Origin of the sequence: Mesorhizobium sp. M6A.T.Cr.TU.016.01.1.1 (genome assembly GCF_003952585.1) — a bacterium.
In the GTDB taxonomy this organism is placed as follows: Bacteria; Pseudomonadota; Alphaproteobacteria; order Rhizobiales; family Rhizobiaceae; genus Mesorhizobium; species Mesorhizobium mediterraneum.
Genome location: NZ_CP034452.1, coordinates 1966098 through 1991722, shown reverse-complemented (window position 1 = coordinate 1991722; position 25625 = coordinate 1966098). Strand labels below are relative to the sequence as shown.

Genomic DNA, 25625 nt, shown 5'->3' with positions numbered 1-25625 from the left:
TGATGCTGACGGCGCCACGTGCCGTCTCTCCAGCCGGTCCGACGCCGGTGCGCTTGTGCTCATCACATGCGGTCCCATATTCTCTGTCTCATCCTTATGCCCGGACCCTCCCGCAGGCGCCTCTTCGACGGTTGGATCGATGAACCGCAGCCCTTTCTTTGCTGATCTGCTGAACACCATCGCCGACCGCGGCCGGATAATGCTGAACCTCGTTCGCGGTGACGAGCCGGTCTCGGCCGACAGCCTGGCGCGTCTGTGCACGCGTCTTCTTTCCAGCCAGGGTGAGGCATCGGGCGTCGCCTATGCCCGCGAAATCCTCGATCGCTGGCGCACCCTTGATGCTGACGGCCGGCTGGCCTTCCTGCATGTGCTGCGCGATCGGTTCGGCACCGATCATGTCAGGCTTGCCGCTGCCGTGGATGCCTATCGCGACGCGCCCGACGATCGCTCGGCACTTGCCCTGCACGACGCCGCCGAGCCGGCCAGGCAGGAGCTTCTGCGCCGCCTGAACCTGGCGCCCGGCGGCATCGAGACGCTGGTGCGCATGCGCGAGGATCTGCTTGCCCGGTTGACCACGTCGCCCGATCTCGCCATCGTCGATGCCGACTTCACGCACCTCTTGTCGTCATGGTTCAACCGCGGCTTCCTGGTGCTGCGGCGGATCGACTGGTCGACGCCGGCCAACATCCTGGAAAAAATCATCCGCTACGAGGCGGTGCACGCCATCCACACCTGGGACGATCTGCGCCGCCGGATCGAGCCCGCCGACCGGCTCTGCTATGCGTTCTTCCATCCGCAGCTTGGCGACGAGCCGCTGATCTTCGTCGAGGTCGCGCTGACCCGGGCGATGCCGACGACGATCGCCGAGCTGCTTGCCGATGAGCGGCCGCTGGTGCAACCACGGCAGGCCACGACGGCGGTATTCTATTCCATCTCCAACTGCCAGGAGGGCTTGCGCGGCATCTCCTTCGGCAATTTTTTGATCAAGCAGGTAGTCGAGGATCTGCGCCGCGACCTTCCCGGCCTGACCGATTTCGTCACGCTGTCCCCGGTGCCGGGCTTTGCCCGTTGGCTAGCCGAGCAGACCGGTCCCTCCGCCACTGAGGCGCTGGACCTCGTCGCCGACGAAGGCTGGCATGCGGACGCTGCCGCGCGCGACCGCGTGGGCCAGGTCCTGCTTCCTCTCGCGGCACAGTATTTCCTCGAAGCCCGCACCGCTTCCGGCAAGGTGATCGACTCGGTCGCCCGGTTCCATCTCGGCAATGGCGCGCGGCTGGAGCGCATCGACCTTTTCGGCGACCTGTCGCCCCGAGCCTTGCGTCAGGCGCATGGGCTGATGGTCAATTATCGCTACAAGCTCGACGACATCGAGAAGAACCACGAGCTGTTCGCCGCCAGGAACGATGTGGCGGCCGCACCCGCCGTGCGCCGCCTGCTGCCGAAACCAGCGAGGCCGGCCGCGCCGCGGCTTCCGGCGCAACCTCAGGGGAATGAGGACAAGAGGGACATATGAGCAACCATTTGTTCAACGCTTTCCGCGCCCGCATGCCGACGCCCGAGCGTCTGTTGATGGAGACGGATGACGGGCGCTCGATCACCTATGGCGACATGCTGGCGCGATCCGCGCAACTGGCCCACGCGCTGCTGCAACTGGGCGTCCAAGCTGGCGACCGCGTCGCCGTCCAGGTCGAGAAGAGCCCGCAGGCAGTCCTGCTCTATCTCGCCTGCCTGCGCGCCGGTGCGGTCTTCCTGCCGCTCAACACCGCTTACACGCTGACCGAGCTCGACTACTTCTTCGGCGATGCCGAGCCGCGGCTGGTCGTCTGCGATCCGGCACGGGCAGCCGATATCGGGGCCTTGGCGGAGACATCGGGCGCTATCACAGTCACGCTCGGCGGCAATGGCGAAGGGTCGTTGATGGATCAGGCCTCGCGGCAGTCTTCGGATTTCCACGATGTGGTGCGCGGGCCGGACGATCTTGCGGCGATTCTCTACACCTCGGGAACCACCGGCCGCTCGAAAGGCGCCATGCTCAGCCATGAGAACCTCGCCTCGAATGCGCGCGTGCTGGTCGACCACTGGCGCTTCACTGCCGCAGACATTTTGATCCACGCGCTGCCGATCTTCCACACGCATGGCCTCTTCGTCGCCACCAACGTCGTCCTGATGGCCGGCGCCTCGATGCTGTTCGAAACCAAATTCGACCCGGCCCGCATCGTCTCGTTGCTGCCGCGCGCCACCGCGCTGATGGGCGTGCCGACCTTCTATGTGCGCCTGCTGCAGCAGGACGGCTTGAACCGCCAAGCGGCCAAAAACATCCGCCTGTTCGTTTCCGGCTCGGCGCCGCTGCTGGCCGAGACGCACAAGGCCTGGCGCGAGCGCACCGGCCACGCGATCCTCGAGCGCTACGGCATGACCGAGACCAACATGAACACGTCGAACCCCTATGATGGCGAGCGGCGTGCCGGCACGGTCGGCTTCCCCTTGCCCGGCGTGGCACTGCGCATCGCGGACCCCGACGGTGGCGCCACGCTTGCCCAAGGCGAGGTCGGCATGATCGAGGTGAAAGGCCCCAATGTCTTCGGCGGTTATTGGCGCATGCCGGAAAAGACCAAGGCGGAATTCCGTGACGACGGTTTCTTCATCACCGGCGATCTCGGCCTGATCGATGCCGACGGCTATGTCCACATCGTCGGGCGCGGCAAGGATCTGATCATTTCCGGCGGCTATAACATCTATCCGAAGGAGGTCGAGAGCGAGATCGACGCGCTGCCCGGCGTCAGTGAAAGCGCCGTGGTCGGCGTTGCTCATCCGGATTTCGGCGAGGGCGTCACGGCGATCGTGGTGCGGACGCCGGCCTCGACCATCACCCCCGCCGAGATCGTTGGTGCCATCGCCGGAAGGCTGGCGAAATACAAGCACCCGAAGCGGGTGATCTTCGTCGACGAGCTGCCGCGCAACACAATGGGCAAGGTGCAGAAGAACCTGCTGCGCGAAACCTACAAGGACCTCTACGCGCCGGCCAAAGCCGGCTGAAACAAGAGGTTTGCGTTCAATTGATGCCTGCTCCGAAAACCTTGTCGCCTTCTATCCAGACGCCCTTGACGTCCAATTCGTCCGACAGCGAAACAATATCGGCGGCGGTGCCGTTGGCGAAGCGCCCAAGCCGATGCGCCTGGCCGATCGCTTGTGCCGGATAGAGCGAAGCCATGCGCAGCGCCTCCGACAGGTCCAGTCCGACGACGTGGTGAACGAAGCGCACGGCGGCGATCATGTCGAGATCGGCGCCTGCCAACGTCCCGTCGGCAAGCGTCAGCCGGCCGTCCTTGCGGTAGATGGTGCGGCCGTTCAGCGTGAACGAGGTCATGTCGGTGCCGATCGTCGCCATGGCGTCGGTGACCAGAAAAATTTTTGCCGGCCCCTGCTTGGCGCGCAAGGCAATCGCCATGGTGGCGGGATCGACGTGGATGCCGTCGGCGATGATGCCGGCAAACAATGTGCCGGTATCGATGGCGGCACCCGCCAGCCCCGGCTCGCGATTGCCGATCTGGCTCATAGCGTTGAACAGATGGGTGACCACCGTTGCGCCGGCATCGGCGAACCCGCGCGCCTTGGCATAGCCGGTATCGGAATGGCCGAGGCTGACGACGATGCCGGCCTCAACGAGCGCCGAAATGCGCGCGGGGTCGACGGATTCAGGCGCGATCGTTGTCAGCAGCACCGGCAGAGTTTTTCGCGTTGCTATCAGCATCGCCTGGTCGACGTCGGTCATCGGCCGGATCAATGCCGGATCATGCGCGCCCTTGCGGGCGACCGATAGATGCGGGCCTTCGAGATGCAGGCCCAAAAAACCCGGCACCTTCTGTTGCGCGGCCAGCGCTCCGGCGGCAACCGCCGCTGCGGTGATTTCAGGCGTGTCGGTGATCAGCGTCGGCAGCAGTGCCGTCGTGCCGAACGGCGCGTGCGCCCGGCAGATGGTCTCGATCGAGGCGACATCGGGATGATCGTTGAGCATGACGCCGCGGCCGCCATTGACCTGCAGGTCGACGAAGCCCGGCGCAAGCATGCCGCCGTCGGTTTCGACACGCTCGACACCGGACGGAATGGCGCCTGCCGGAACGATGGCCTCGACAAGGCCGTCACGCACGACAAGGGCGGCGTTGTCATGCCAGTCCTCACCGTCGAATATGCGGGCGCCAGTCAGGGCAAAACGGTCGCTCATATGGTTTCCGTCACCTTGCGAAGATTGGGCGGCGTGTCCGGATCGAGGCCGCGATGGCGAGCAAAGGCCTCGACGAAGCCATAGAAGGACACGATCAGCGCCAGCGGGTCGGTCAGCGGATGGCCGGTGGCGACATGCGGCAGGTGCTGAGCGCTTTTCGCCTTGTCCGAGGTCACGAAAACGGCCGCGCCTTTGGCCGCCAGGCTGTCGGCAGCCTCGGCCACCGACGGCTCGGAAGCATCGCGGGCGGCGAGCGCCAGCACCGGGAAGTCGGGCCCGACCAGCGCCAGCGGGCCATGCATCACTTCGGCAGCACTATAGGCCTCGGCATGCATGGCGCAGGTTTCCTTGAACTTCAGCGCCGCCTCATTGGCGATCGCCGCGGACGGACCGCGACCGAGGATGAACAGCGATTTCGGCGTCTCCAAGGCACCGGCCAGCGCCATCCAGTCACAGGCGATCGCCTTGCGGAAATGCTCCGGCAGGCGGGCAAGTGCTGCCAGAAGCTTGTCGTCGCCGGTGCTGTGCGCCATCAAGGCGAGGCCGGCGACGGCGGAATTGACGAAGGTCTTGGTCGCCGCGACGCTGCGCTCCGGCCCGGCCAGTATGTCGATCGCGTAGTCGCAGGCGCGCGCCAGCGGCGAATCGGCGGTGTTGGTGATGGCGACGGTCAGCGAACCACCCGCCCTCGCGGCTTGCGCCATGGCGACGATGTCCGGGCTCTTGCCCGATTGCGAGATCGCCAGGCAAGCCGAGCCGCCGAGCTTGAGCTTGGCGCCATAGATCGAGGCGATCGAAGGACCGACCGAAGCGACCGCGAGGCCGGCGGTCAGCTCCACGGCATATTTCATGAAGGTGGCGGCATGGTCGGAGGAGCCGCGCGCCACGGTGACGATAAAATGCGGGTCGCGCTCGCGAATGCCGCGCCCGGCCTCGGTCAGCACGGCTGCCGAACCATCGAGCAGGCGCGCGGTCGCCTCCGGGATCTCCTCGATCTCGCGCCGCATATGAGTTTTGGTCGCGCTCATGGCCGGCCCTCTTCGCCCGGCCCGCTCAGCCGGAGCTCGGCGACGAAATCATAGGCGTCGCCCCTGTAGATGGAGCGGGTGAATTCGATCACCTTGCCGCTCGCCAGATAGGAAATACGCTCGATGTGCAGCCCGGCAATCCCGGGCGGCACTTCGAGCAGGCGCGCGTCACTGTCGCCGAGATTGGCGGCCGAAATGCGCTGCACCGCCCGCACCGGCCGGAGGCCGGTCGTTTCCAGCGCAGCATAGAGCGAGGACCCTATTCCTGCCGGGTCGGGCAGCACCCTGGCCGACAGTGCCGCGCGCTCGATCGCCAGCGGCGTGTCGTTGGCGATGCGCAGGCGCGCCACGCGGGCCACCAGCTCGTTCGACGACAGGCCGAGCACCATCATCTCGTCCGGCGAGGGCGCATAAAGGCCGCGGTCGAGCCAGGCCGAACGGACAGCCATGCCGCGCCGCGCCATGTCTTCGGTGAAGGATGTGAGCCGCGACAGCGACTGCTCGACGCGCTCCATGCGCGGCGCGACGAAAGTGCCGGAGCCATGGCGCTGGACGAGGATGCCGCCCTTGACCAGATCCTGCACCGCCTTGCGCACGGTGACGCGCGAAATGTCGGCCTTGGTGGCGATGTCGCGCTCGGAAGGCAGCGCGTCGCCCGGCCCGATCAGGCCGCGATTGACAGCGTCCTCGATGCTCTTCCTGAGCTGCAGATAGAGCGGCGCGCCGCTTTGCGAGGATTGCTTCAGCGTGGCGAAAATCTGGTCGGCGGCCTCGCTCATCGTGCTGCCTCCGCTTTGGCGAAGACACGGACCGCCATCTGCACCGCGCCGCCCAGCGCATCGTCGAGCGGCGGCTTCAGCAGCGCCCGGTAGCGCGACGACAGGCGCGGCGCGTAAAACGGCGCCAGCCCGCCGAGCAGGCACAGCGGATCGTCGCCGCCGAGATCGAGGACGCCAAGTGCTGCCTCGACATCGGCGACCGCCTTGTCCAGGATCCAGTTGGCGACGGCGTCGCCTTTTTCGGCATGGTCGAAGACCTTGGGCGCGAAGCCGCCGAAATCGCCGGGCTTGGCATTGGTGGTGAACTCGACCAAATCCTCGGGATTGTCACGGAAGATGGCGAGCATGGCCTGCGTCAGCGGCGACGCTTCGCGGATGCCGTCATAGGCGAGCAGCGTCTGTTCGAGCAGGTCGCGGCCGATGCGGGCGCCGCTGCCCTGGTCGCCGACCTGGAAACCCCAGCCGCCAATGGCGCGCGATTTGCCTTGTCTGCGCGCCATATAGGCGGTGCCGGTGCCGAGGATGGCCATGGCGCCGTCGCCGGAGCCGACCGCGCCTTCGAGCGCAATCTCGGCATCGGTCTCGACACGGCTTTGGCTGAACGGCAGGATGGCTTCGAGCTGCTGCCTGTAGGTGCCAACATTGGCGCCGGCGAGGCCTAGGATGGCCGGGGTCTGCGGGATCAGTTCGGGGTCTTGTCCGGCGTCGACAAAGGCCTGCCTCGCCGCCTCGACGATGTTGGTCCTGGCGCCGGTGAGATCGGTGCGGATGTTGGCGGCGCCGCTCTTGGCGCGGCCGACGACGGTGCCGTCCGCTGTCGCAAGGGCCGCCCTGCAGCTGGTGCCGCCGCCATCGATGCCAAGCACGAAATTCACGCGATTTCTCCTCCGGGCGGATAATACCAATAAAGTACCAATAGCCAAGGATTAATTTCCGTTTCAAAAAGATTAAGCGGTATTTTATTGAAAAATCAACACATTTTGCCTGTAGGCCGCTTTGGCTGCAACGATTCCGTTAATGCGTGTGGACAAGTGGTATTTTTTTGGTATTGTTTTCTGGATTGGAGGGAAAGCGGATGGCAGAAACGCGCACCGAAGCGCTTCACCAGAATGCCGAAGGGCTGGATATCCAGGCTCCGGACGCCATCCTTTCCTCTTTGGCCAATGCGCAGATCGAGGCCGCCAAGGCGGTGCGCGGCGCCATCCCCGCCATCGCCGATGCAGCCGAGATCATCGCCGCCCGGCTGAAGAGCGGCGGCAAGCTCGCCTATGCGGCGGCCGGCAGCTCGGGACTGATGGCGCTGGCCGATGCGCTGGAACTGCCGGGCACCTTCGGCATTCAGCGCGACCGCATCGCCATACTGATCGCCGGCGGCGACGATGCCTTCAAGACACTGGCCGGCGGGCCGGAAGACGATATCGACGAAGCCTCTGCCGCGGTTGCCAATGCCGGCATCGGCGAAGGCGACTGCCTGATTGCGGTCTCGGCCAGCGGCTCGACACCCTATGCCGTCAGGGCGATCGAGGACGCCAGGCGCCGGGGCGCGGCGACCATCGCCATCGCCAACAACAAGGATGCGCCGCTGCTTCGGCTGGCCGACATCGCCATCCTGCTCGAAACGCCGCCTGAGCTGATCGCCGGCTCGACGCGCATGGGCGCCGGCACTGCCCAGAAGATCGCGCTCAACATGCTTTCGACGCTGACCGCCATCCATCTTGGCCATGTGCATGACGGCTACATGGTCAACCTCATGGCCGACAACATCAAGCTGCGCGACCGCGCCGCACGCATCGTCGCCGCCATCAGCGGGCGCGACAAGGACGATGCGGCGCGCCTGCTCGAGAAGAGCGGCGGCGGCGTCAAGACCGCCATTCTGCTCGCCGCCGGCGTCGCCAGCGCCGCTGCGGCGCAGAAGATACTGGAAGGGACCGGCCAGAAGCTGCGCCCGGCCCTTTCCGTGATTGAGGGGAGCATGGGGCAAAAAGCCTCTGTTCTCAAAACCGAACCTGAAAAAGGTCAACAGGGAGACTGAGCATGACAACGAAACTACTGACGGCACTTCTTCTCGGCACCAGCATTCTCGGCTCAGCCGGAATGGCCTATGCCCAAGACGTAACGCTCAACATCGAAAGCTGGCGTGGCGACGACCTTGCCATCTGGAAGGACAAGCTGATCCCGGCTTTCGAGGCCAAGAACCCGGGCATCAAGGTGGTGTTCGCGCCGTCGGCACCGACCGAATATGACGCAGCACTCGGCGCCAAGCTCGCCGCCGGCTCGGCGGGCGACCTGATCACCTGCCGCCCGTTCGACAAGTCGCTGGAGCTGTTCAAGAAGGGCAACCTCGCCGACATCTCGACACTGCCCGGCATGGAGAATTTCTCCGACGTCGCCAAGGCCGCATGGCAGACCGACGACGGCAAGGCGAGCTTCTGTGTGCCGATGGCTTCCGTCATCCACGGCTTCATCTACAACAAGGACGCCTTCGACAAGCTCGGCATCAAGGTGCCGACGACGAACGAGGAGTTCTACGCCGCGCTCGACAAGATCAAAGCCGACGGCACCTACATCCCGATGGCGATGGGTACCAAGGACCTTTGGGAAGCCGCGACCATGGGCTACCAGAACATCGGCCCGAACTACTGGAAGGGCGAGGAAGGCCGCGCTGCCCTGATCAAGGGCGAGCAGAAGCTGACCGACAAGGACTGGGTGGCGCCATATGAAGAGCTGGCCAAGTGGAAGCCCTATCTCGGCGACGGCTTCGAGGCACAGACCTATCCGGACAGCCAGAACCTGTTCACGCTCGGCCGCGCCGCCATCTACCCGGCCGGCTCGTGGGAAATCGGCCTGTTCAACACGCAGGCGCAGTTCAAGATGGGCGCATTCCCGCCGCCGGTGCAGAAGGCCGGCGACACCTGCTACATCTCCGACCACACCGACATCGGCATGGGCCTCAATGCGGCGTCGAAGAATGCTGATGCGGCCAAGACCTTCCTGACCTGGGTGGCCTCGCCTGATTTCGCCACCATCTACGCCAACGCGCTGCCGGGCTTCTTCAGCCTGAACAACACGCCGGTGAAGATGGAAGACCCGCTGGCCCAGGAATTCGTCTCCTGGCGCGACAAGTGCAAATCGACGATCCGCTCGACCTATCAGATCCTGTCGCGCGGTACGCCGAACCTTGAGAACGAGACGTGGGTTGAATCGGCCAACGTCATCAACGGCACCGTCACGCCGGAAGCTGCCGCCAAGAAGCTGCAGGACGGCCTCGACAGCTGGTACAAGGCTGGCAAGTAAGAGCGAGCGCTATCTCCCCCCTCAGGGGGGGAGATGTCGCCGAAGGCGACAGAGGGGGTCGGTAAAGGCAGGCCGCGGCTTCATCGTTGCCGGAAGGCACGGTTGAGACCACGATGGCGCACTGCCTTGGCCGACCCCACCCGCCTCGCTTTGCGAGGCACCCTCCCCTCGAGGGGGAGGGAGGCGCCGCGCCTTTTTGCGGCAATTGCAAGAACCTGATCGGCGGGGACCGAACGCATGGCCGCAGCACCGAAACGACCGTTCCGCTGGCATATCGTCGTCTTCCTGGCGCCGGCGGTGCTGGTCTATACGGCGATCATGATCCTGCCGCTGGCCGGCACGCTGCAGCTCTCGCTGTTTCGCAACATCGAGCAGGCCCAGGTCTTCGTCGGGTTCGAAAATTTCCGCAGGCTGTTCGGCGATCCCAACTGGTCGGTCAATTTCTGGAACGCCCTGCGCAACAACGTCTGGTTCTTCATCATCCACATGGTCGTGCAGAACCCGATCGGCGTCCTGCTGGCCGCACTGCTGTCCAGCCCGAGGCTTAGGTTCTCCGCCTTCTACCGCACGGCGATCTTCGTGCCGACGATCCTGTCCTTCGTCATCGTCGGCTTCGCTTGGAAGCTGATCCTGTCGCCGCTGTGGGGCGTGGCGCCTAACCTGATGGATATTGTCGGCCTCAAAAGCCTGTTCACGCCGTGGCTCGGCAAGGAGCAATATGCGCTGACCACGCTCAGCCTGATCTCGGTGTGGCAGTTCGTCGGCATCCCGATGATGCTGATCTATGCGGCACTGCTGTCCATCCCCGACGAGGTGATCGAAGCGGCCGAATGCGACGGCATATCAGGCATGTCGCAATTCTGGAAGATCAAGCTGCCGCTGATCCTGCCGTCGATCGGTATCATCTCGATTCTCACCTTCGTCGGCAATTTCAACGCCTTCGACCTGATCTATACCGCGCAAGGCGCGCTGGCCGGGCCGAATTATTCGACCGATATCCTCGGCACCTTCCTCTATCGCGCCTTCTTCGGTTTCCAGTTGCAGGTCGGCGATCCCAACATGGGCGCGGCGATCGCCACGATGATGTTCCTGATCATCCTTGGCGGCGTCTGCGTCTATCTCTTCCTCGTCCAGACGCGCCTGCGTCGGTATCAGTTTTAGGGGGCGAGATGTTGAGCTTGAGCACCCCCCTCTGGCCTGCCGGCCATCTCCCCCTCAAGGGGGGAGATTGGACTGCCGCAGTGCTTTCGCCACTTTTCAACGTTGCAAGAGAAGCCGCCAGGCTGGAGCTGCCAATCTCCCCCCTTGAGGGGGAGATGTCCGGCAGGACAGAGGGGGGTGCCTTGGCACAAAATCGGGAGACTCTGGGATGAGCACGGCAACCCATTCCCTGCCCCGCACCATCGGCGCCCATGCGGTGCTGTTGACCTACACGGTGATTGCCCTGTTTCCGGTAATCATCGTCATCGTGAATTCGTTTAAATCCCGCGCGGCGATCTTCGGCGCGCCGCTGGCGCCGCCGACGCCAAAGACCTTCGACCTGATCGGCTACACCACGGTGATCGGCCAAGGCGATTTCATTCACTATTTCCAGAACAGCCTTGTCGTCACCGTCGCCTCGCTGTTCTTCGTGCTGTTGTTCGGCGCCATGGCCGCCTTCGCGCTGTCGGAATACCGCTTCCGCGGCAACACGATGATGGGGCTTTATCTCGCGCTCGGCATCATGATCCCGATCCGTCTCGGCACCGTCGCCATCCTGCAATTGATGGTGGCGAGCGGGCTGGTCAATACGCTGACGGCGCTGATCCTGGTCTACACCGCACAAGGCCTGCCACTGGCGGTGTTCATCCTGTCGGAGTTCATGAAACAGGTGTCCGACGATTTGAAGAATGCCGGCCGCATCGATGGCCTGTCCGAATACACGATCTTCTTCCGGCTGGTGCTGCCGCTGGTACGGCCATCGATGGCAACCGTCGCCGTCTTCACCATGATCCCGATCTGGAACGATCTGTGGTTCCCGCTGATCCTGGCGCCGTCGGAGGAGACCAAGACGGTGACGCTCGGCGCCCAGCTGTTCCTCGGCCAGTTCGTCACCAACTGGAACGCCATCCTGGCAGCGCTGTCGCTGGCGATCATGCCGGTGCTGATCCTCTATGTCATCTTCTCGCGGCAACTGATCCGCGGCATCACCTCGGGAGCGGTCAAGTGAATTCGGAAAAACCTCTTCGCGTCGTCGTTGCCGGCCTCGGCAATATGGGCCGCAGCCATGCGCTGGCCTATCACGCCAATCCGGGGTTCCAGATCGCGGCGCTGGTCAACCGTTCGGACGTGCCGCTGCCGGCCGTGCTTTCCGGCTATGATATCAGGCGCTCCTTCGACGAGGCGCTGCGCGACGAAAAACCTGATGTCGCCTGCATAGCCACCTATTCCGACAGCCACGCCGACTATGCGGTGAAGGCGTTCGAGGCAGGCTGCGATGTCTTCGTCGAAAAGCCGCTGGCGACGACGGTGGCGGACGCCAAACGCGTCGTCGCCGCGGCCAAGGCCAACGGCAAGAAACTGGTGATCGGCTACATCCTGCGGCATCATCCGTCCTGGATCAGGCTGATCGCCGAGGCGCGCAAGCTCGGCGGCCCTTACGTGTTCCGCATGAATCTCAACCAGCAATCCTCCGGCCATAGCTGGGAGACACACAAGCAATTGATGCAGACGACGTCGCCGATCGTCGATTGCGGCGTGCACTATCTCGACGTGATGCTGCAGATCACCGACGCCAGGCCGGTCGAGGTGCGCGGCATGGGGCTGAGGCTGAGCGAGGAGATCGCGCCCACGATGTACAATTACGGTCATTTGCAAGTGCTGTTCGACGACGGCTCGGTCGGCTGGTACGAGGCCGGCTGGGGGCCGATGATCTCGGAGACGGCCTTCTTCGTGAAGGACGTGATCTCGCCCAAGGGCTGCGTGTCGATCGTCATGAAGGAGGGTGTCAGATCCGACGACATCGACACCCACACCAAGACATCGACCATCCGCCTGCACAGTGCCGCGACCGGGGCGGACGGCAAGTTCGCCAAGCCGGATGAGATGCTGTCGATGGAGGGTGAGCCCGGCCATCAGGATCTCTGCGATCTCGAACAGGCCTTTCTGCTGAAGGCGATCCGCGAGGATCTCGATCTGACCCGCCACATGGACGACGCGGTGAAGTCGCTCGCCGTCTGCCTTGCCGCCGACGAGAGCGTTCGCAGCGGGAAGGCGGTGCAATTGTGACAGGAGAATTATCGTCCGGAGTTGCGCTCTACGGCGCCCCCCTCTGGCCTGCCGGCCATCTCCCCCTCAAGGGGGGAGATTTGCCGTCACGTTTTCTTTCGCCAATCACCAACATCGAGAAGAGTGCGGCGGCGTCAAAGCTGCCAATCTCCCCCCTTGAGGGGGAGATGGCCGGCAGGCCAGAGGGGGGTGCTTCTGCGCCCACATTCCAATCCGGAGGAACGCCGTGGGCTCGCTGAACATCGAGAATGTGAAAAAGGCCTTTGGGCCGGTCGAGGTGCTGAAGGGCATCAACCTTGAAGTGACCGATGGCGAGTTCGTCGTCTTCGTCGGCCCCTCCGGCTGCGGAAAGTCGACGCTGCTCAGGGTCATCGCCGGACTGGAGGATTCGACCTCGGGGCGTGTGGTGATCGACGGAGCGGACGTCTCCGCAACCCCGCCGGCCAAACGCGGCATCGCCATGGTGTTCCAGACCTACGCGCTCTACCCGCATCTGACGGTGAAGAACAATATGGGCCTCGGCCTCAAGCAGGCGGGCACGCCGGCGGCCGAGATCGACCGCCGCATCGGCATTGCCTCCTCTATGCTGTCGCTGGAACCCTATCTCGCAAGGCGCCCGGCCGAGCTTTCCGGCGGCCAGCGTCAGCGCGTCGCCATCGGCCGCGCCGTGGTGCGCGAGCCCAAGCTTTTTCTATTCGACGAGCCGCTGTCGAACCTCGATGCGGCACTGCGCGTCAACACCAGGCTGGAGATCGCGCAACTGCATCGCCGGCTGAAGGCAACGATGATCTATGTCACCCACGACCAGGTCGAGGCGATGACGCTGGCTGACAAGATCGTCGTGCTCAACGCGGGGAAAATCGAGCAGATCGGCGGACCGATGGAGCTCTACAATTCGCCGGCAAATGAATTCGTCGCCGGCTTCATCGGCTCACCGAAGATGAATTTCGTCGACGGCGCCAGGCTTGGCGAGACGGCCAAGACCATCGGCGTCCGTCCCGAGCACTTGACCGTCGATGCGAAATCCGGCGCCTGGAAAGGCACGGTCGTCCATGCCGAGCATCTCGGCGCCGACACCAACCTCTATCTCGACTGCGAGAAGGCCGGCCTGATCACCGTGCGCATCTTCGGCGTCTACAATGCCGAGCCTGGTGCCACGCTTTATGCGACGCCGGATCCGGCGAAGACCTATCGGTTCGGGGCCGATGGCAAGGTGCTGAAGTAGCGCCTCTTCCTTCTCCCCCTGTGGGAGAAGGTGGCCGAGCGAAGCTCGGTCGGATGAGGGGTGCTGGACGGAATGAGGCGTTGGAGTTTCTTCCAGCACCCCTCATCCGTCTCGGCGCTGCGCGCCGATCCACCTTCTCCCACAAGGGGAGAAGGCAGAGCGCCGCTACAAATCCGCCTTGAACGTCTGCTTCTGGATGCCCAGCCCTTCGATGCCGAGCTCGACGACGTCGCCGGCCTTCAGGAACACCGGCGGCTTCATGCCGAGGCCGACGCCGGGAGGCGTGCCGGTGGAGATGATGTCGCCCGGATGCAGCGACATGAACTGGCTGAGGTAGGAAACCAGGTAGGCGACGCCATAGACCATGGTCTTGGTCGAGCCGTTCTGCATCGTCTTGCCATTGACCTTCAGCCACATCGGGATGTTCTGCGGGTCCTTAACCTCGTCCTTGGTCACCAGCCACGGGCCGATCGGCCCGAAGGTGTCGCAGCTCTTGCCCTTGGTCCACTGGCCCTGACGCTCGGCCTGGAAGGCGCGTTCGGAAACGTCGTGCGCGACGCAATAGCCGGCGACATAATCCAGCGCCTCGGCCTCGGTGACATATTTCGCGGTTTTGCCGATGACCACGCCAAGCTCGACTTCCCAGTCGGTCTTGACCGAGCCGCGCGGGATCAGCACGTCGTCATCAGGCCCGACGATGGCCGAGCTCGCCTTCATGAAGATGATCGGCTCCGGCGGCACGGTGGCGCCGGTCTCGGCGGCGTGGTCGGAATAGTTGAGGCCGATGCAGATGAATTTGCCGGTGCCGGCGACGCAGGCGCCGATGCGCGGCTTGCCGGAAACCGCCGGCAGCGATTTTGGATCGAGCTTCGACAATGCCTCGAGGGATGCCGGGTCGAGCGCCTTGCCGGCAATGTCGGTGACATGGGCGGAGAGGTCACGGATCGTCCCATCCGCATCGAGCAGGCCGGGGCGTTCGCTCCCCGCCTCGCCATAGCGCAGCAGTTTCATAGAATTTTTCTCCCAGTTGAGACCAGAGGCCGTTTGCAAACTCGCTCCGCTGCGGCGAATGGCGTGGTCTTCGAGAACCGGAGCGGAGCGTACTTAAAGCACGTGAGCACCGGAAGCGCAGAAAACCGCGCTAGGCGCCCGGCGGAGTAGAGTTTCTAATGGCCTCTTAAATCGACCAGCCACCGTCGATATTATAAGCCTGTCCCGACGTATAGGTGGCACCGGCCAGATAGACGGCGAGATCGGCGATTTCCTCGGGTGTGCCCAAGCGGCCCATCGGCTGGCGGGCGATGAAGGCGGCGCGGGCGGCCTCGTAGTCGCCCTGCGCATGCATGCGATCCTGCAGCGACGGGCTTTCGACCGTGCCCGGGCAGATGGCATTGCAGCGTATGCCCTTGCCGACATAATCGGCGGCGACCGATTTGGTCAGGCCGATGACGGCCGCCTTGGTCAGCCCATAGACGAAGCGGTTTGGCACGCCCTTGGTCGAGCTGGCCAGCGACGCCATGTTGATGATCGAGCCATCGCCGCGCTCCAGCATGCCGGGCAGCACGGCGCGGATGGTGCGGATCATCGAGCGGACATTGAGATCATAGGCGAAGTCGAGATCGGCATCCTTCATCTCGAGGATCGAGCCCGAATGAACGAAGCCGGCGCAGTTGAATAGCACATCGACGGCGCCGATCTCGGCAAAGGCCGAGGTCACTGCCTCGTCGTTCAGCACATCGAGCTTGCGGGTCTTGATCCCGGGCGTCCTGCCGAGTTCGGCGAGCATCACCTCGTTGATGTCGGTGGCATGGACGACGGCGCCTGCCTTGGCGAAAGCCAGCGCGCTCGCCCGGCCGATGCCCTGTGCCGCCGCCGTGACGACAACGATCTTGCCTGCCAGATCCGCCATGCTTTTCTCCTCTGTGGCCGCCCGGTTTTACCGGCACGCGGCCAAGGCGCAATGTGCCAGATAGGCACTATCATGCCGCCTGTATCGCTGTTCGCCTAAATGTTTTTTCTCGGTAAAGAACATCATTTCTGCCGTCAAGCCCGAACGCTTCTCGCCCGCCGCCGCGCGCAAGGCGACCGCTCAGTCGCCGTAGGGCACCCAGACGTTCTTGACCTCGACGGCACGCCGCAGGAAGGCGTCGCCGGCGGCCTCGCTCGATGCCCAGTCGAGGCTGCGGCCGTTACCGGTCCAGACGCGCTTGAGATTGCCGACAGAGTCGGCTTCGGCCTTGGCGCAGGTCTCGGCATCGGCGAACACCCAGAGCCCGTCGACATCGTCGTGCTTGGCCAGCACGCCGGCGAGTTCGGCGGTGCGGCCGGTGACGATGTTGATGGCGCCGGCCGGGATGTCGGAATATTCGATGACTTGATAAAGATCCGTGGCAAGCAGCGGATATCGTTCCGAAGGCACCGCGACCACGGTGTTGCCCAGGGCGAGCGCCGGCGCCACCAGTGCGATCAGGCCGAGCAGGGGCGCATTGTCGGACGCCACGATGCCGACGACGCCGACCGGCTCGTGCAGTGCCAATGTGACGGCGCGGGCCGGCGGCTGGTGGACGCGGCCTTCGAACTTGTCGGCCAGGCCGGCATAGAGGAACAGCCGCTCGATCGACAACTCGACCTCTTCGCGCGCGGCCTTGGCGGTGGCGCCGACGAGCTGAGTGAGGCGCGCCGCAAACTCGTCGGCACGGCCGGACAGGTTCTCGGCCAGATAGTAGAGCACTTGGGCACGGTTGTAGGCGGTCGCCTCCGGCCAGGCCTTGCAAGCGCGGGCAGCGGAGACGGCGTCGCGGATATCCTTGCGGCTGCCGAGACCAACCTCACCGGCAAGCTTGCCCTTGGCGGTAGCCACCGCAATCGAATAATTGCCGTCCGGCCGGACCTGCTTACCGCCGATGAACAGTTTTGCCGTGCGATCGATGGCGTCGCTTTCGGCCTGCTCGACAGGCTGGGCGGAAGCCGTTGCCGGCTTGATGACGGGGCCGAGCGGCAGCTTTGCCGAGAGATATTCGAACATGCCCTCGCGCCCGCCTTCGCGGCCAAAACCGCTCTCGCGGTAGCCGCCGAAGCCGCAGGCGGCGTCGAACATGTTGGTGCCGTTGACCCAGACGACGCCGGCCTTCAATTGCGGCGCGACGTGCAGTGCGAGGTTGACGTTCTCGCTCCACACCGAGGCGGCCAGCCCGTAGCGCGTGTTGTTGGCGAGCTCGACCGCTTCCTCGGTGTTGCGGAAGGTCATGGTGGCGAGCACCGGGCCGAATACCTCCTCCTGTGCCAGGATGTTAGCCGGCGAAACGCCCGTCGCTAGCGTCGGCAAATGGTAATAGCCGGAGGACGGCAGCGCCACGTCCGGCTGCCAGCAGACAGCGCCCTGCTTGGCGCCTTCGGCAACCAGTCCCTTGACGCGATCGAGCTGGGTCAGGTCGACCAGCGGGCCGATATCGGTGTTCTTGTCGAGCGGGCTGCCGACGCGCAACCGGCTCATCCGCGTCTTGACCTTGGCGATGAAGGCGTCGGCGATGCCTTCCTGCACCAGCAGGCGCGAGCCGGCACAGCAGACCTGGCCCTGGTTGAACCAGATGCCGTCGACCAGTCCCTCGACGGCGCTGTCGAGATCGGCGTCCTCGAAGACGACGAAGGCCGACTTGCCGCCAAGTTCCAGCGACAATTTCTTGCCGGAGCCTGCGGTGGCTTTGCGGATGATCTTGCCGACCTCGGACGAACCGGTGAAGGCGATCTTCTGGACGCCGGGATGATTGACGATTGCTGCGCCCGCCTCCGGTCCGCCCTGGACGATGTTGACGACCCCCTTCGGCACGCCGGATCGTTCGCAGATCTCGGCAAACAGGATGGCGGTGAGCGGCGTGAACTCGGCCGGCTTCAGCACGATGGTGCAGCCCGCGGCGAGCGCCGGCGCGATCTTCCAGGCCAGCATCAAAAGCGGGAAGTTCCACGGGATGATCTGGCCGACGACGCCGACGCCCTTATGGCCGGGAAAATCCCTGTCCAACGCCTGCGCCCAGCCGGCATGGTGGATGAAATGGCGGATGGCCAGTGGCACGTCGATGTCGCGGCTTTCGCGGATCGGCTTGCCATTGTCGATCGATTCCAACACCGCGAACAGACGCTGGTGGCGCTGCATGGAGCGGCCGATGGCATAGAGCACTTTTGCTCGGCTGTAGCCTGAGGATGCGCTCCACTTCGGCAGCGCTTTTGCCGCGGCCGAAACCGCGGCATCGATGTCGGCGGCACCGGCATCCGATACCTTGGCCAACAATTTGCCCGAGGCAGGATCGCTGGTCTCGAAGGTCTTGCCGCCTGTGGCTGCTTTCCAGTCGCCGCCGATGAACAGTGCTTTGGAAAAATCGCGCGCGGCAAGCCAGGCATCAGCCTCGTTGCGGGCTTCCGGCGCCGGACCGTATTCCATGGCATGATAGCGTTCGAGAATGTTCATCAGGGGCTCCGAAATCACGCCATCGCGTGGCGATGATTGGCCGAGTAGTGGCCCGTGAGATGGTGCTCGAGCTGGCGCTCTATGTCGGTCAACAGGCTCGACGCGCCGAAGCGGAACAGGTCTGGCTCCAGCCATCGCCGGCCGAGTTCTTCCTTCATCAGCACCAGCCAGTCGAGCGAAGCCTTTGCCGTGGAAATGCCGCCGGCCGGCTTGAAGCCGATGAGGTAGCCGGTTTCCTCGAAATAGGCGCGGATGGCGCGCACCATGGCAAGGCCGACCGGCAGCGTCGCGTTGACGCTTTCCTTGCCGGTCGAGGTCTTGATGAAATCGGCGCCCGCCATCATCGCCACCATCGACGCCAGCATGACGTTGCGCAGTGTGGCGAGGTCGCCGGTGCCGAGAATGACCTTCAGATGCGCCTCGCCGCAGGCGGCGCGCATCGAGACGATCTCGTTATAGAGCTCCTGCCATTTCGCCCCGAATACCAGGCCGCGCGGGATGACGACGTCGATCTCGTTGGCGCCGTCGCTGACCGAGGCTTCGATCTCCTGCAGGCGCGTCGAAAGTGGGGTGAGGCCATGCGGGAAAGCGGTGGATACGGCGGCGACATGGATGCCGCTGCCGCGCAGCGCCTCGACGGCGGTGGCGACAAAGGGATGATAGACGCAGACCGCCGCCGGGCGGATCTTTTCACCAGTAATGCCGAGGCCTTCGACGATGTCGCGGCGGAACGGATTGACCGCCTTGGCGCAGAGCCGGCGCACGCGCTCTTCGGTGTCGTTCGAGTTCAGCGTGGTCAGGTCCATGCAGGCGACGGCGCGCAGCAGCCAGGCGGCCTGGTTGTCGGCCTTGATCGACCGCCGCTTGGTCAGGCTGGCGACACGCCGCTCCAGCGCCGAGCGGTTGACGCTGCGCATCGATTCCATGAAGCCGAGATCGAGCTTCATGCCGGGATTGCGGGCAATACCGTGCGCTTGCGGCGCCGGCGCATTGGCGGCGGTGCGCGCTGGCAGCGGCGTGATCTTGGACGCACCGAGATCGGCTTCGCGGATTGTGCTGCTCATCTCCTGCCCCTTTGTTCAGCGACGTCCACCGAGGATAGCCCGTGAAGCAGCGCTTCACGAGTCCTTCAAGCGGTCATAGTTGAAAAAGGCCACGAAAGCAGCAGATTTTTGACCGTACGGTCAAAACTTGCATGAGGCGGACGCCACAGCGTCCCGACGCCTCAGCCGACGAAGGCGCGCTCGACGACGAAGCTCGCCGGATGATGCAGCGAACCTTCCTGGAAGCCGAGGCTTTCGGCCAATTCCTTGACGTCCTTGAGCATATGCATCGAGCCGCAGATCATGATGCGGTCGGTCTCCGGATCAAGCTTGTCGATGCCGAGGTCGGTATAGAATTTGCCCGAGCCGATCAGCGCGGTGATGCGGCCCATGCGCTCGGAAGTTTCGCGCGTCGTCGAATTGTAGAGCGTGACGCGGCCGCCCGTCAGATCGCCGATCAGCGGATCGTTCTCCAGCGCCGCGACCAGCTCCTGGCCGTAGGTGAGCTCGGCGATGTCGCGACAGGTGTGAGTCAGGACGACTTGCTCGAACTTCTCATAGGTATCGGGGTCGCGCAGCAGGCTGGCGAAAGGCGCGATGCCGGTGCCGGTCGAGATCATGAACAGGCGCTTGGCCGGGGTCAGCGCGTCGACCACCAGCGTGCCGGTCGACTTCTGCCGCATGATGACGGTGTCGCCGATCTCAATCTTCTGCAACTCCGAGGTCAGCGGGCCATCCGGCACCTTGATCGAGAAGAATTCCAGCTCGTCGTCCCAAGCAGGGCTGGCGATCGAATAGGCGCGGTACACCGGCTTCTCGGCGTTGGGCAGGCCGATCATGACGAACTCGCCGGAACGGAAGCGCAGCGACTGCGGCCGGGTGATGCGGAACGAGAACAGCCGGTCGGTATAGTGCTTCACCGAGACGACGGTCTCGGCATAGACATTGGCCGGTATAGGGAACTGCAACGGCCGGGCGTCGGCGGTGTTGAGCGCGGATGTGGTGTTCATCAAACCTAACCTTCTGGCCCGGGCTCAAGACCCAATCTTCAGATGGGCGCCAAACCTTCTCCTGCGCGCCCGAACCGATCAGGTTCCGGCGTGCCGTTTGCACACTGCGAAGCGGTAAGCTCTTGTGTCCGGAATTTATTAGTATACAAATGATATTTGCGTCAAGACGCCAGCGTGAAACACCTTTCCAAACTGAGACATATCAGTAGTCCGGGCATTTCGGGTTTCGACAATGAAAGAGAATTTTTCGGCGCAGACGCTGGATTCCCTGGGCAGTGTCGTCGCCGGCATCGACGTCGGCGGAACTTTTACCGACCTGCTTCTGATCGACGGCCGTGGCGGCGGCCGGGTGCATATCGCCAAGACCCCGACCACTATCGACAACCAGGCCTTCGGCGTCGTCTCGGCGCTCGGCGCCACCGGCTTCCCGGTCGACGGCATCGACCTCATCGTGCACGGCACGACGACCACCACCAACGCAGTTCTGGAACGCCGGCTGGCTAAGACCGGCATGATCACCACGCGCGGCTTTCGCGACGTCATCGAGCTTGGCCGGCGGACACGGCCGCAGGCCTATGGCATGACAGGGACCTTCGTCCCGATCATTCCGCGCAATCTGCGGCTTGAAGTGTCGGAGCGCGTCGAAGCCTCGGGCGCGGTGCGCATTCCGCTCGACGAAGCCGAGATGCGCGACGCGGTGAAAAGCCTGATCGAGGCCGGCTGCGAATCCCTCGTCATCCATTTCCTGCATTCCTATGCCAATCCGGCGCATGAGCGGCGGGCGGCCGAGATCGCCGCCGAGCTTTGGCCAAACGGCTACATCACGTCAGGCCACGCATTGCTGTCGGAAGCGCGCGAATTCGAGCGCGGCGTGACCGCCTCGGTCAACGCTTCGGTGCAGCCGATTCTCGAACGCTATGTCGAGCGGCTGCGCAAGGAATTGGGATCGCAAGGCTATGCCCGCGACTTCCTGATTATGAACGGCAATGGCGGCATGATCTCGGCCCGCTTTGTCACACGTGAGTCGGCCAAGACCGTCATGTCCGGCCCGGCCTCCGGTGTTATCGCCGCCGCTTATACGGGGAAACGCGCCGGCTTCGAAAACCTGGTCACCTACGACATGGGCGGCACCTCGACCGACGTGGCACTGATCCGCAATGCCGAGCCGGCGGTGTCGAACGAGATCGAGATCGAATATGCGATGCCGATCCATGTGCCGATGGTGGCGGTGCATACCGTCGGTGCCGGCGGCGGCTCGATCGCCCGCGTCGATGCGGCAGGCCTGATCCAGATCGGCCCTGAAAGTGCCGGCGCCAATCCCGGCCCGATCTGCTACGGGCGCGGCGGCAACGAGCCGACCATCACCGATGCCAATCTGGTGCTCGGCCGGCTGGCGCCGAAGAAGCTGCTTGCGGTCGAGAATCCGGTCACCGTCGAGCATGTTACCGGTATATTCGAGGACCGGATCGGCCGTGCCACCGGCCTGTCGGGTGTCGAGGCGGCGGGTGCCGTGCTACGGCTGGGCAACATGAAGATGGCCGGCGCTATCCGCATGGTTTCGGTATCACGCGGCCACGACCCGCGTGATTTCGCGCTGTTCGCCTTCGGCGGCGCTGGGCCGCTGCATGCGACGGCACTGGCGCGCGAGCTCGGCCTGCCCAAAGTGCTGGTGCCGGCACGGCCGGGAATCACCAATGCGCTCGGCTGCGTCGTCGCCGATCTCAGGCACGACTTCGTCAACACGATCAACCAACCGGTTGCGAGCCTCGACGAGATCCATCTCCATGCTATATTGGAACGGCACCGAAACGAAGGCGAGGAGCTGATCGGCAAGGAAGCGGTGAAGCCGGAGACGATCCGGGTCACGCATTCCGCCGACATGCAGTTCGTCGGCCAGACCCACATCATCAACGTGCCGCTGCCGTCGTCCGCGGTGACGCGCGCGGTACTGCAGCAACTGTTCGAAAAGGCCTATTTCGCCCGCTTCAAGGTCGAGCTGCCGGAGATCCGCGCCAATCTGGTCAACCTCAACACTTCGGTGACCGGCGTGCGGCCGGCGATCGATCTGTCCCGGCTGATCGACCCGGCTGGCCGCGCCAGAACGCTCGACGAGGCGCGCCGCGAAATCCGGCCGGTCTGGTATGGCGGGCGCTGGCACGACACGCCGGTCTATAGCAGGGAGAAGCTGCCGCTCGACGCGGTTATCGAAGGCCCGGCGATCCTCGAACAGATGGACGCCACCACCGTGCTCGAGCCCGGCGACCGGGCGCGATCGGACGCCGACGGCAACATCATCATCGACATCGGTGAGGCCTGAGATGGAAAAGCTCGACGCTATCACGCTCTCGGTCATCCAGGCGGCGCTGCAGCAGGTCTGCGACGAGATGGACCTGACGTTTTCGCGCGCCGCCTTTTCGCCTGTTATCGCCGAGGCCAACGATCGCTCTGACGGCATCTATTCGGCTGTCGACGGTTCGCTGATCGCACAAGGCAGCCAGGGCCTGCCGGTGTTCGTCGGCGTGATGCAGTATTCGACCAAAACGGTGATCGAGATGATCGCCGACGGAAGCTGCCTGCCGCCGGAGCCCGGCGACATCTACATCGTCAACGACCCCTATCTCGGCGGCACCCATCTGATGGATGTGCGCTTCGCCATGCCGGTCTACCGGGACGGCAGGATTTTCTGCTGGCTGTCGAACACCGGCCACTGGCCTGACATCGGCGGTTCGGTGCCGGGCGGCTTTTCGGCCTCAGCAACGGCGGTCGAGCAGGAGGGCCTGCGGCTGCCACCGGTGAAACTGTTCAAGAAGGGCGTGCTCGACCCTGAGATCTACGCCATCATCTGCTCGAACATCCGGGTTGCCGACCAGCGCATCGGCGACATCCGCGCGCAGGCGGCAGCACTGCTGATCGGTCAGGACCGGCTGAACGGAATCCTAGGTCGTTACGGCGACGAAACGGTTGTCGAGGCGATCGCCGAATTGCGCCGCCGCGCCACCGAGCAGATGCGCGCCAACATCTCAGCCATTCCCGACGGCATCTATCGCTCGCAGGCCTTCGTCGATTCCGACGGGGTGGTGAACGAGCCGCTGACAATCGCGCTTGCTGTGGAGAAACAGGGCGACACGCTCAGCTTCGACTTCTCAGGCTCGTCGAAGCCTTGTGCCGGGCCGATGAACAGCGTGCTGGCGACGACCTTGTCGTCGGTCTATCTCGCCATGCGCCACATTTTCCCGGATGTGCCGATCAGCGCCGGCGCCTTCGAGCCGCTGATCGTCAAGCGGCCGGAAGGCACGTTCCTCGATGCCAAATATCCGCGACCGGTGTCCGGCTGCGCGGCCGAGGTTTCGCAACGCATCGCCGAGGCGGTGTTCGCGGCCATGGTGCAGGCGCTGCCGGACAAGGTGACGGCGGCGCCGGCGGGCTCCAGCGGCAATTTCGCGCTCGGCGGCAACGATCCGGCCCGCGGCCGCGATTACGTCATGTACCAGATTTCCGGCGGCGGTTATGGCGGCAATGCGGGTCATGACGGCCTCACCAATGGCTGCTCGACCATCGGCATTTCCAAGTCGCCGCCGGTCGAGATCATGGAGCAGGCGTTTCCGGTGCTCTATCGCCACTATGCCTTGCGCGAAGGCTCGGGCGGCGCTGGCAAGCATCGCGGTGGTTTTGGACTCGCCTATGAGGTCGAGATCCTGCGTGGCGACGCCCGGGCCTCCTTCGTCATGGACCACGGCCGCTTCGGCCCGCAGGGCGCGCTCGGCGGCAAGGACGGCGCGGTCAACACGGTGACTGTGTTCCGCGACGGCAAGGAACATGTGCCGCCGCACCTTTCCAAAGAGCAGGACATCGCGCTGAAGGCAGGCGACCGCGTGCGCGTCGGCACGCCGGGCGGTGGCGGCTATGGCGATCCCTTGCAGCGCGATCCGGAACTGGTGCTGAGGGATGTGGCCTTGGGATACTATACGCCCGAGGAAGCCGATGGAAAATTCGGTGTCGCTCTGTCGGCGGACAGGCTGGCGATCAATCGGGTTGCGACGGACAAGAAGCGCGCCGCCAGCTAGTGTCGCTGGTCCGCGCAAACGCCGATCTCCCTGTGCGCCGTGATCGCCGCAGGGCATGTCGTTTCCGTCTCCGCCGGAGGCACAAAACCCCGTAGACTTGCCCCTATCAACGGAGATCTGGATCATGCGCCTTTTCGGTCGTTTCGTGCTTGCTGCGTCCGTCGCCCTGGCTGTCGCTACCGGCGCCGCCTCTGCCCAGGACAAGAAACTCAGGCTCGGCACCGAGGGCGCCTATCCGCCTTTCAACTATGCCAATGCCGACGGCACGCTGGGTGGGTTCGACATCGATCTCGGCAAGGCGCTGTGTGCTGAGATGAAGACCGAATGCGAATTCATCGTGCAGGATTTCGACGGCTCGATCCCGGCACTGCAGGCCGGTAAGTTCGATGCCATCATCAACATCACCATCACGCCGGAACGGGCCGAGAAGGTCGACTTCACCCACAAATACTACCAGACGCCGCCGGCTATCGCGGTGCCGAAGGATTCGACTGTCACGGGCACCTCGCCCGAGGATCTGAAAGGCAAGGCGCTGGGCGTGCAGAGCGCGACGATCCATCAGAATTTCGCCGAGCAGAAATACAGCGGTTCCACCATCAAGCCCTATCCGACCGGCGACGACGCCCGCACAGACATGGTCAATGGCCGTCTCGACGCGGTGATGGACGGCTCTATCCTGCTGACCGAGTGGCTGAAGAAGCCTGAAGGCGCCTGCTGCAAATTGCTCGGCACCTTGGCCCCCGACCCGGCTATCCATGGCCCAGGCGTCGGCATCGCCCTGCAGAAGGGCAACAAGGATCTGGCCGAAAAGCTCGATGCGGCGATCGACGCGCTGCGCGCCAACGGCAAATACAAGGAAATCAACGACAAGTATTTTGCTTTCGACGTCTACGGCGAGTAGGCGGGGGCGTAGCGAGGCGCTCCGAGCGGAGTACCTTGGCCTTATTCAAACGTCAGGGCAATCGCTTCAGGCTTGTGCTGCCCCTCATCGCCCTGCCGGGCACTTCTCCCCGTGTAGTGACGGGGAGAAGGACGCCGTCACCGAGGATTTCGCCAATCAGCAACGGTGCAGGAATGGTGCCAAGGTTGCGGTCAGCCCCTTCTCCCCGTCACTATACGGGGAGAAGGTGCCGGCAGGCGGATGAGGGGCGGTGCCGACATCGGCAATTGGTCGCCTCCACACGAGGCCATTAACCTGAAGCGCGACGCCACACCTCCTTCGTCAATGAAA

The 25625-nt window shown here is 64.2% G+C and carries 20 protein-coding genes; 11 read left to right on the top strand and 9 right to left on the bottom strand.

Annotated features, from left to right (window positions below):
- Window positions 1–139 precede the first annotated feature (139 nt).
- Together EJ075_RS09340 and EJ075_RS09335 are read left to right on the top strand one after the other, a co-directional pair.
- Window positions 140–1513 (top strand): malonyl-CoA decarboxylase, encoded by a 1374-nt coding sequence (locus tag EJ075_RS09340; protein WP_126104146.1) that lies wholly within the window; start codon window positions 140–142, stop codon window positions 1511–1513.
- The gene (locus tag EJ075_RS09335) at window positions 1510–3036 is read left to right on the top strand and encodes a malonyl-CoA synthase (RefSeq protein ID WP_126104145.1); all 1527 of its coding nucleotides are present in this window, start codon (window positions 1510–1512) and stop codon (window positions 3034–3036) included. Before EJ075_RS09340 ends, EJ075_RS09335 begins: the two co-directional genes overlap by 4 nt.
- Window positions 3037–3052: 16 nt before the next feature.
- Here the strand turns inward: EJ075_RS09335 and nagA are convergent, their stop codons facing one another.
- The 4 genes from nagA to EJ075_RS09315 are packed head-to-tail and all read right to left on the bottom strand — an operon-like array spanning window position 3053 to window position 6904.
- On the bottom strand, window positions 3053–4222 hold the full coding sequence (gene nagA / locus EJ075_RS09330) for an N-acetylglucosamine-6-phosphate deacetylase (protein WP_126104144.1): 1170 nt from the start codon (window positions 4220–4222) through the stop codon (window positions 3053–3055).
- Window positions 4219–5250 carry an SIS domain-containing protein gene (locus EJ075_RS09325; protein WP_126104143.1) on the bottom strand — a complete coding sequence of 344 codons (1032 nt, stop codon included), beginning with the start codon at window positions 5248–5250 and terminating at the stop codon, window positions 4219–4221. The genes nagA and EJ075_RS09325 overlap by 4 nt, the downstream gene beginning before the upstream one ends.
- Complete coding sequence (locus EJ075_RS09320) at window positions 5247–6029, bottom strand: GntR family transcriptional regulator (protein WP_126104142.1); 783 nt, start codon at window positions 6027–6029, stop codon at window positions 5247–5249. The genes EJ075_RS09325 and EJ075_RS09320 overlap by 4 nt, the downstream gene beginning before the upstream one ends.
- On the bottom strand, window positions 6026–6904 hold the full coding sequence (locus EJ075_RS09315; protein WP_126104141.1) for an N-acetylglucosamine kinase: 879 nt from the start codon (window positions 6902–6904) through the stop codon (window positions 6026–6028). Before EJ075_RS09315 ends, EJ075_RS09320 begins: the two co-directional genes overlap by 4 nt.
- A gap of 200 nt (window positions 6905–7104) precedes the next feature.
- On the opposite strand from EJ075_RS09315, the gene EJ075_RS09310 reads away from it, so the two are divergent.
- From EJ075_RS09310 to EJ075_RS09275, 6 genes are all read left to right on the top strand, one after another.
- A complete protein-coding gene (locus tag EJ075_RS09310; protein WP_126104140.1) occupies window positions 7105–8061 on the top strand; it encodes an N-acetylmuramic acid 6-phosphate etherase in 957 nt (318 codons plus the stop codon).
- 2 nt (window positions 8062–8063) lie between these two features.
- Window positions 8064–9323, top strand: a complete 1260-nt coding sequence (locus tag EJ075_RS09305; RefSeq protein ID WP_095484644.1) for an ABC transporter substrate-binding protein — start codon at window positions 8064–8066, stop codon at window positions 9321–9323.
- Window positions 9324–9560: 237 nt separating this feature from the next.
- Complete coding sequence (locus tag EJ075_RS09300) at window positions 9561–10484, top strand: sugar ABC transporter permease (protein WP_126104139.1); 924 nt, start codon at window positions 9561–9563, stop codon at window positions 10482–10484.
- A 208-nt stretch (window positions 10485–10692) separates the two neighbouring features.
- Complete coding sequence (locus tag EJ075_RS09290) at window positions 10693–11532, top strand: carbohydrate ABC transporter permease (protein ID WP_126104138.1); 840 nt, start codon at window positions 10693–10695, stop codon at window positions 11530–11532.
- Entirely contained in the window at window positions 11529–12590 is a 1062-nt protein-coding gene (locus EJ075_RS09285; RefSeq protein ID WP_126104137.1) for a Gfo/Idh/MocA family oxidoreductase, read from the top strand. The genes EJ075_RS09290 and EJ075_RS09285 overlap by 4 nt, the downstream gene beginning before the upstream one ends.
- A 226-nt stretch (window positions 12591–12816) precedes the next feature.
- A complete protein-coding gene (locus EJ075_RS09275; RefSeq protein ID WP_095484638.1) occupies window positions 12817–13815 on the top strand; it encodes an ABC transporter ATP-binding protein in 999 nt (332 codons plus the stop codon).
- A gap of 165 nt (window positions 13816–13980) precedes the next feature.
- Here EJ075_RS09275 and EJ075_RS09270 read toward each other — a convergent pair whose 3' ends face one another.
- From EJ075_RS09270 to EJ075_RS09250, 5 genes are all read right to left on the bottom strand, one after another.
- Window positions 13981–14826, bottom strand: coding sequence for a fumarylacetoacetate hydrolase family protein (locus tag EJ075_RS09270; protein WP_095484637.1), 846 nt, complete (start codon window positions 14824–14826; stop codon window positions 13981–13983).
- A 166-nt stretch (window positions 14827–14992) separates the two neighbouring features.
- Window positions 14993–15724: an SDR family oxidoreductase gene (locus tag EJ075_RS09265; RefSeq protein WP_126104136.1), complete on the bottom strand. Its 732-nt coding sequence runs from the start codon at window positions 15722–15724 to the stop codon at window positions 14993–14995.
- A gap of 180 nt (window positions 15725–15904) precedes the next feature.
- Window positions 15905–18277, bottom strand: coding sequence for an aldehyde dehydrogenase family protein (locus EJ075_RS09260; protein WP_126104135.1), 2373 nt, complete (start codon window positions 18275–18277; stop codon window positions 15905–15907).
- 14 nt (window positions 18278–18291) lie between these two features.
- On the bottom strand, window positions 18292–19341 hold the full coding sequence (deoC, locus tag EJ075_RS09255; RefSeq protein ID WP_095484634.1) for a deoxyribose-phosphate aldolase: 1050 nt from the start codon (window positions 19339–19341) through the stop codon (window positions 18292–18294).
- Between the two features lie 161 nt (window positions 19342–19502).
- A complete protein-coding gene (locus EJ075_RS09250) occupies window positions 19503–20330 on the bottom strand; it encodes a ferredoxin--NADP reductase (protein ID WP_126104134.1) in 828 nt (275 codons plus the stop codon).
- Between the two features lie 232 nt (window positions 20331–20562).
- Here EJ075_RS09250 and EJ075_RS09245 point away from each other — a divergent pair, with 232 nt between their 5' ends.
- The 3 genes from EJ075_RS09245 (at window position 20563) to EJ075_RS09235 (ending at window position 25295) form a co-directional block, all read left to right on the top strand.
- Window positions 20563–22647 (top strand): hydantoinase/oxoprolinase family protein, encoded by a 2085-nt coding sequence (locus EJ075_RS09245; protein WP_126104133.1) that lies wholly within the window; start codon window positions 20563–20565, stop codon window positions 22645–22647.
- A gap of 1 nt (window position 22648) precedes the next feature.
- On the top strand, window positions 22649–24394 hold the full coding sequence (locus tag EJ075_RS09240; RefSeq protein ID WP_126104132.1) for a hydantoinase B/oxoprolinase family protein: 1746 nt from the start codon (window positions 22649–22651) through the stop codon (window positions 24392–24394).
- A 124-nt stretch (window positions 24395–24518) separates the two neighbouring features.
- The gene (locus EJ075_RS09235) at window positions 24519–25295 is read left to right on the top strand and encodes an ABC transporter substrate-binding protein (protein ID WP_126104131.1); all 777 of its coding nucleotides are present in this window, start codon (window positions 24519–24521) and stop codon (window positions 25293–25295) included.
- The last annotated feature ends 330 nt before the right edge of the window (window positions 25296–25625 follow it).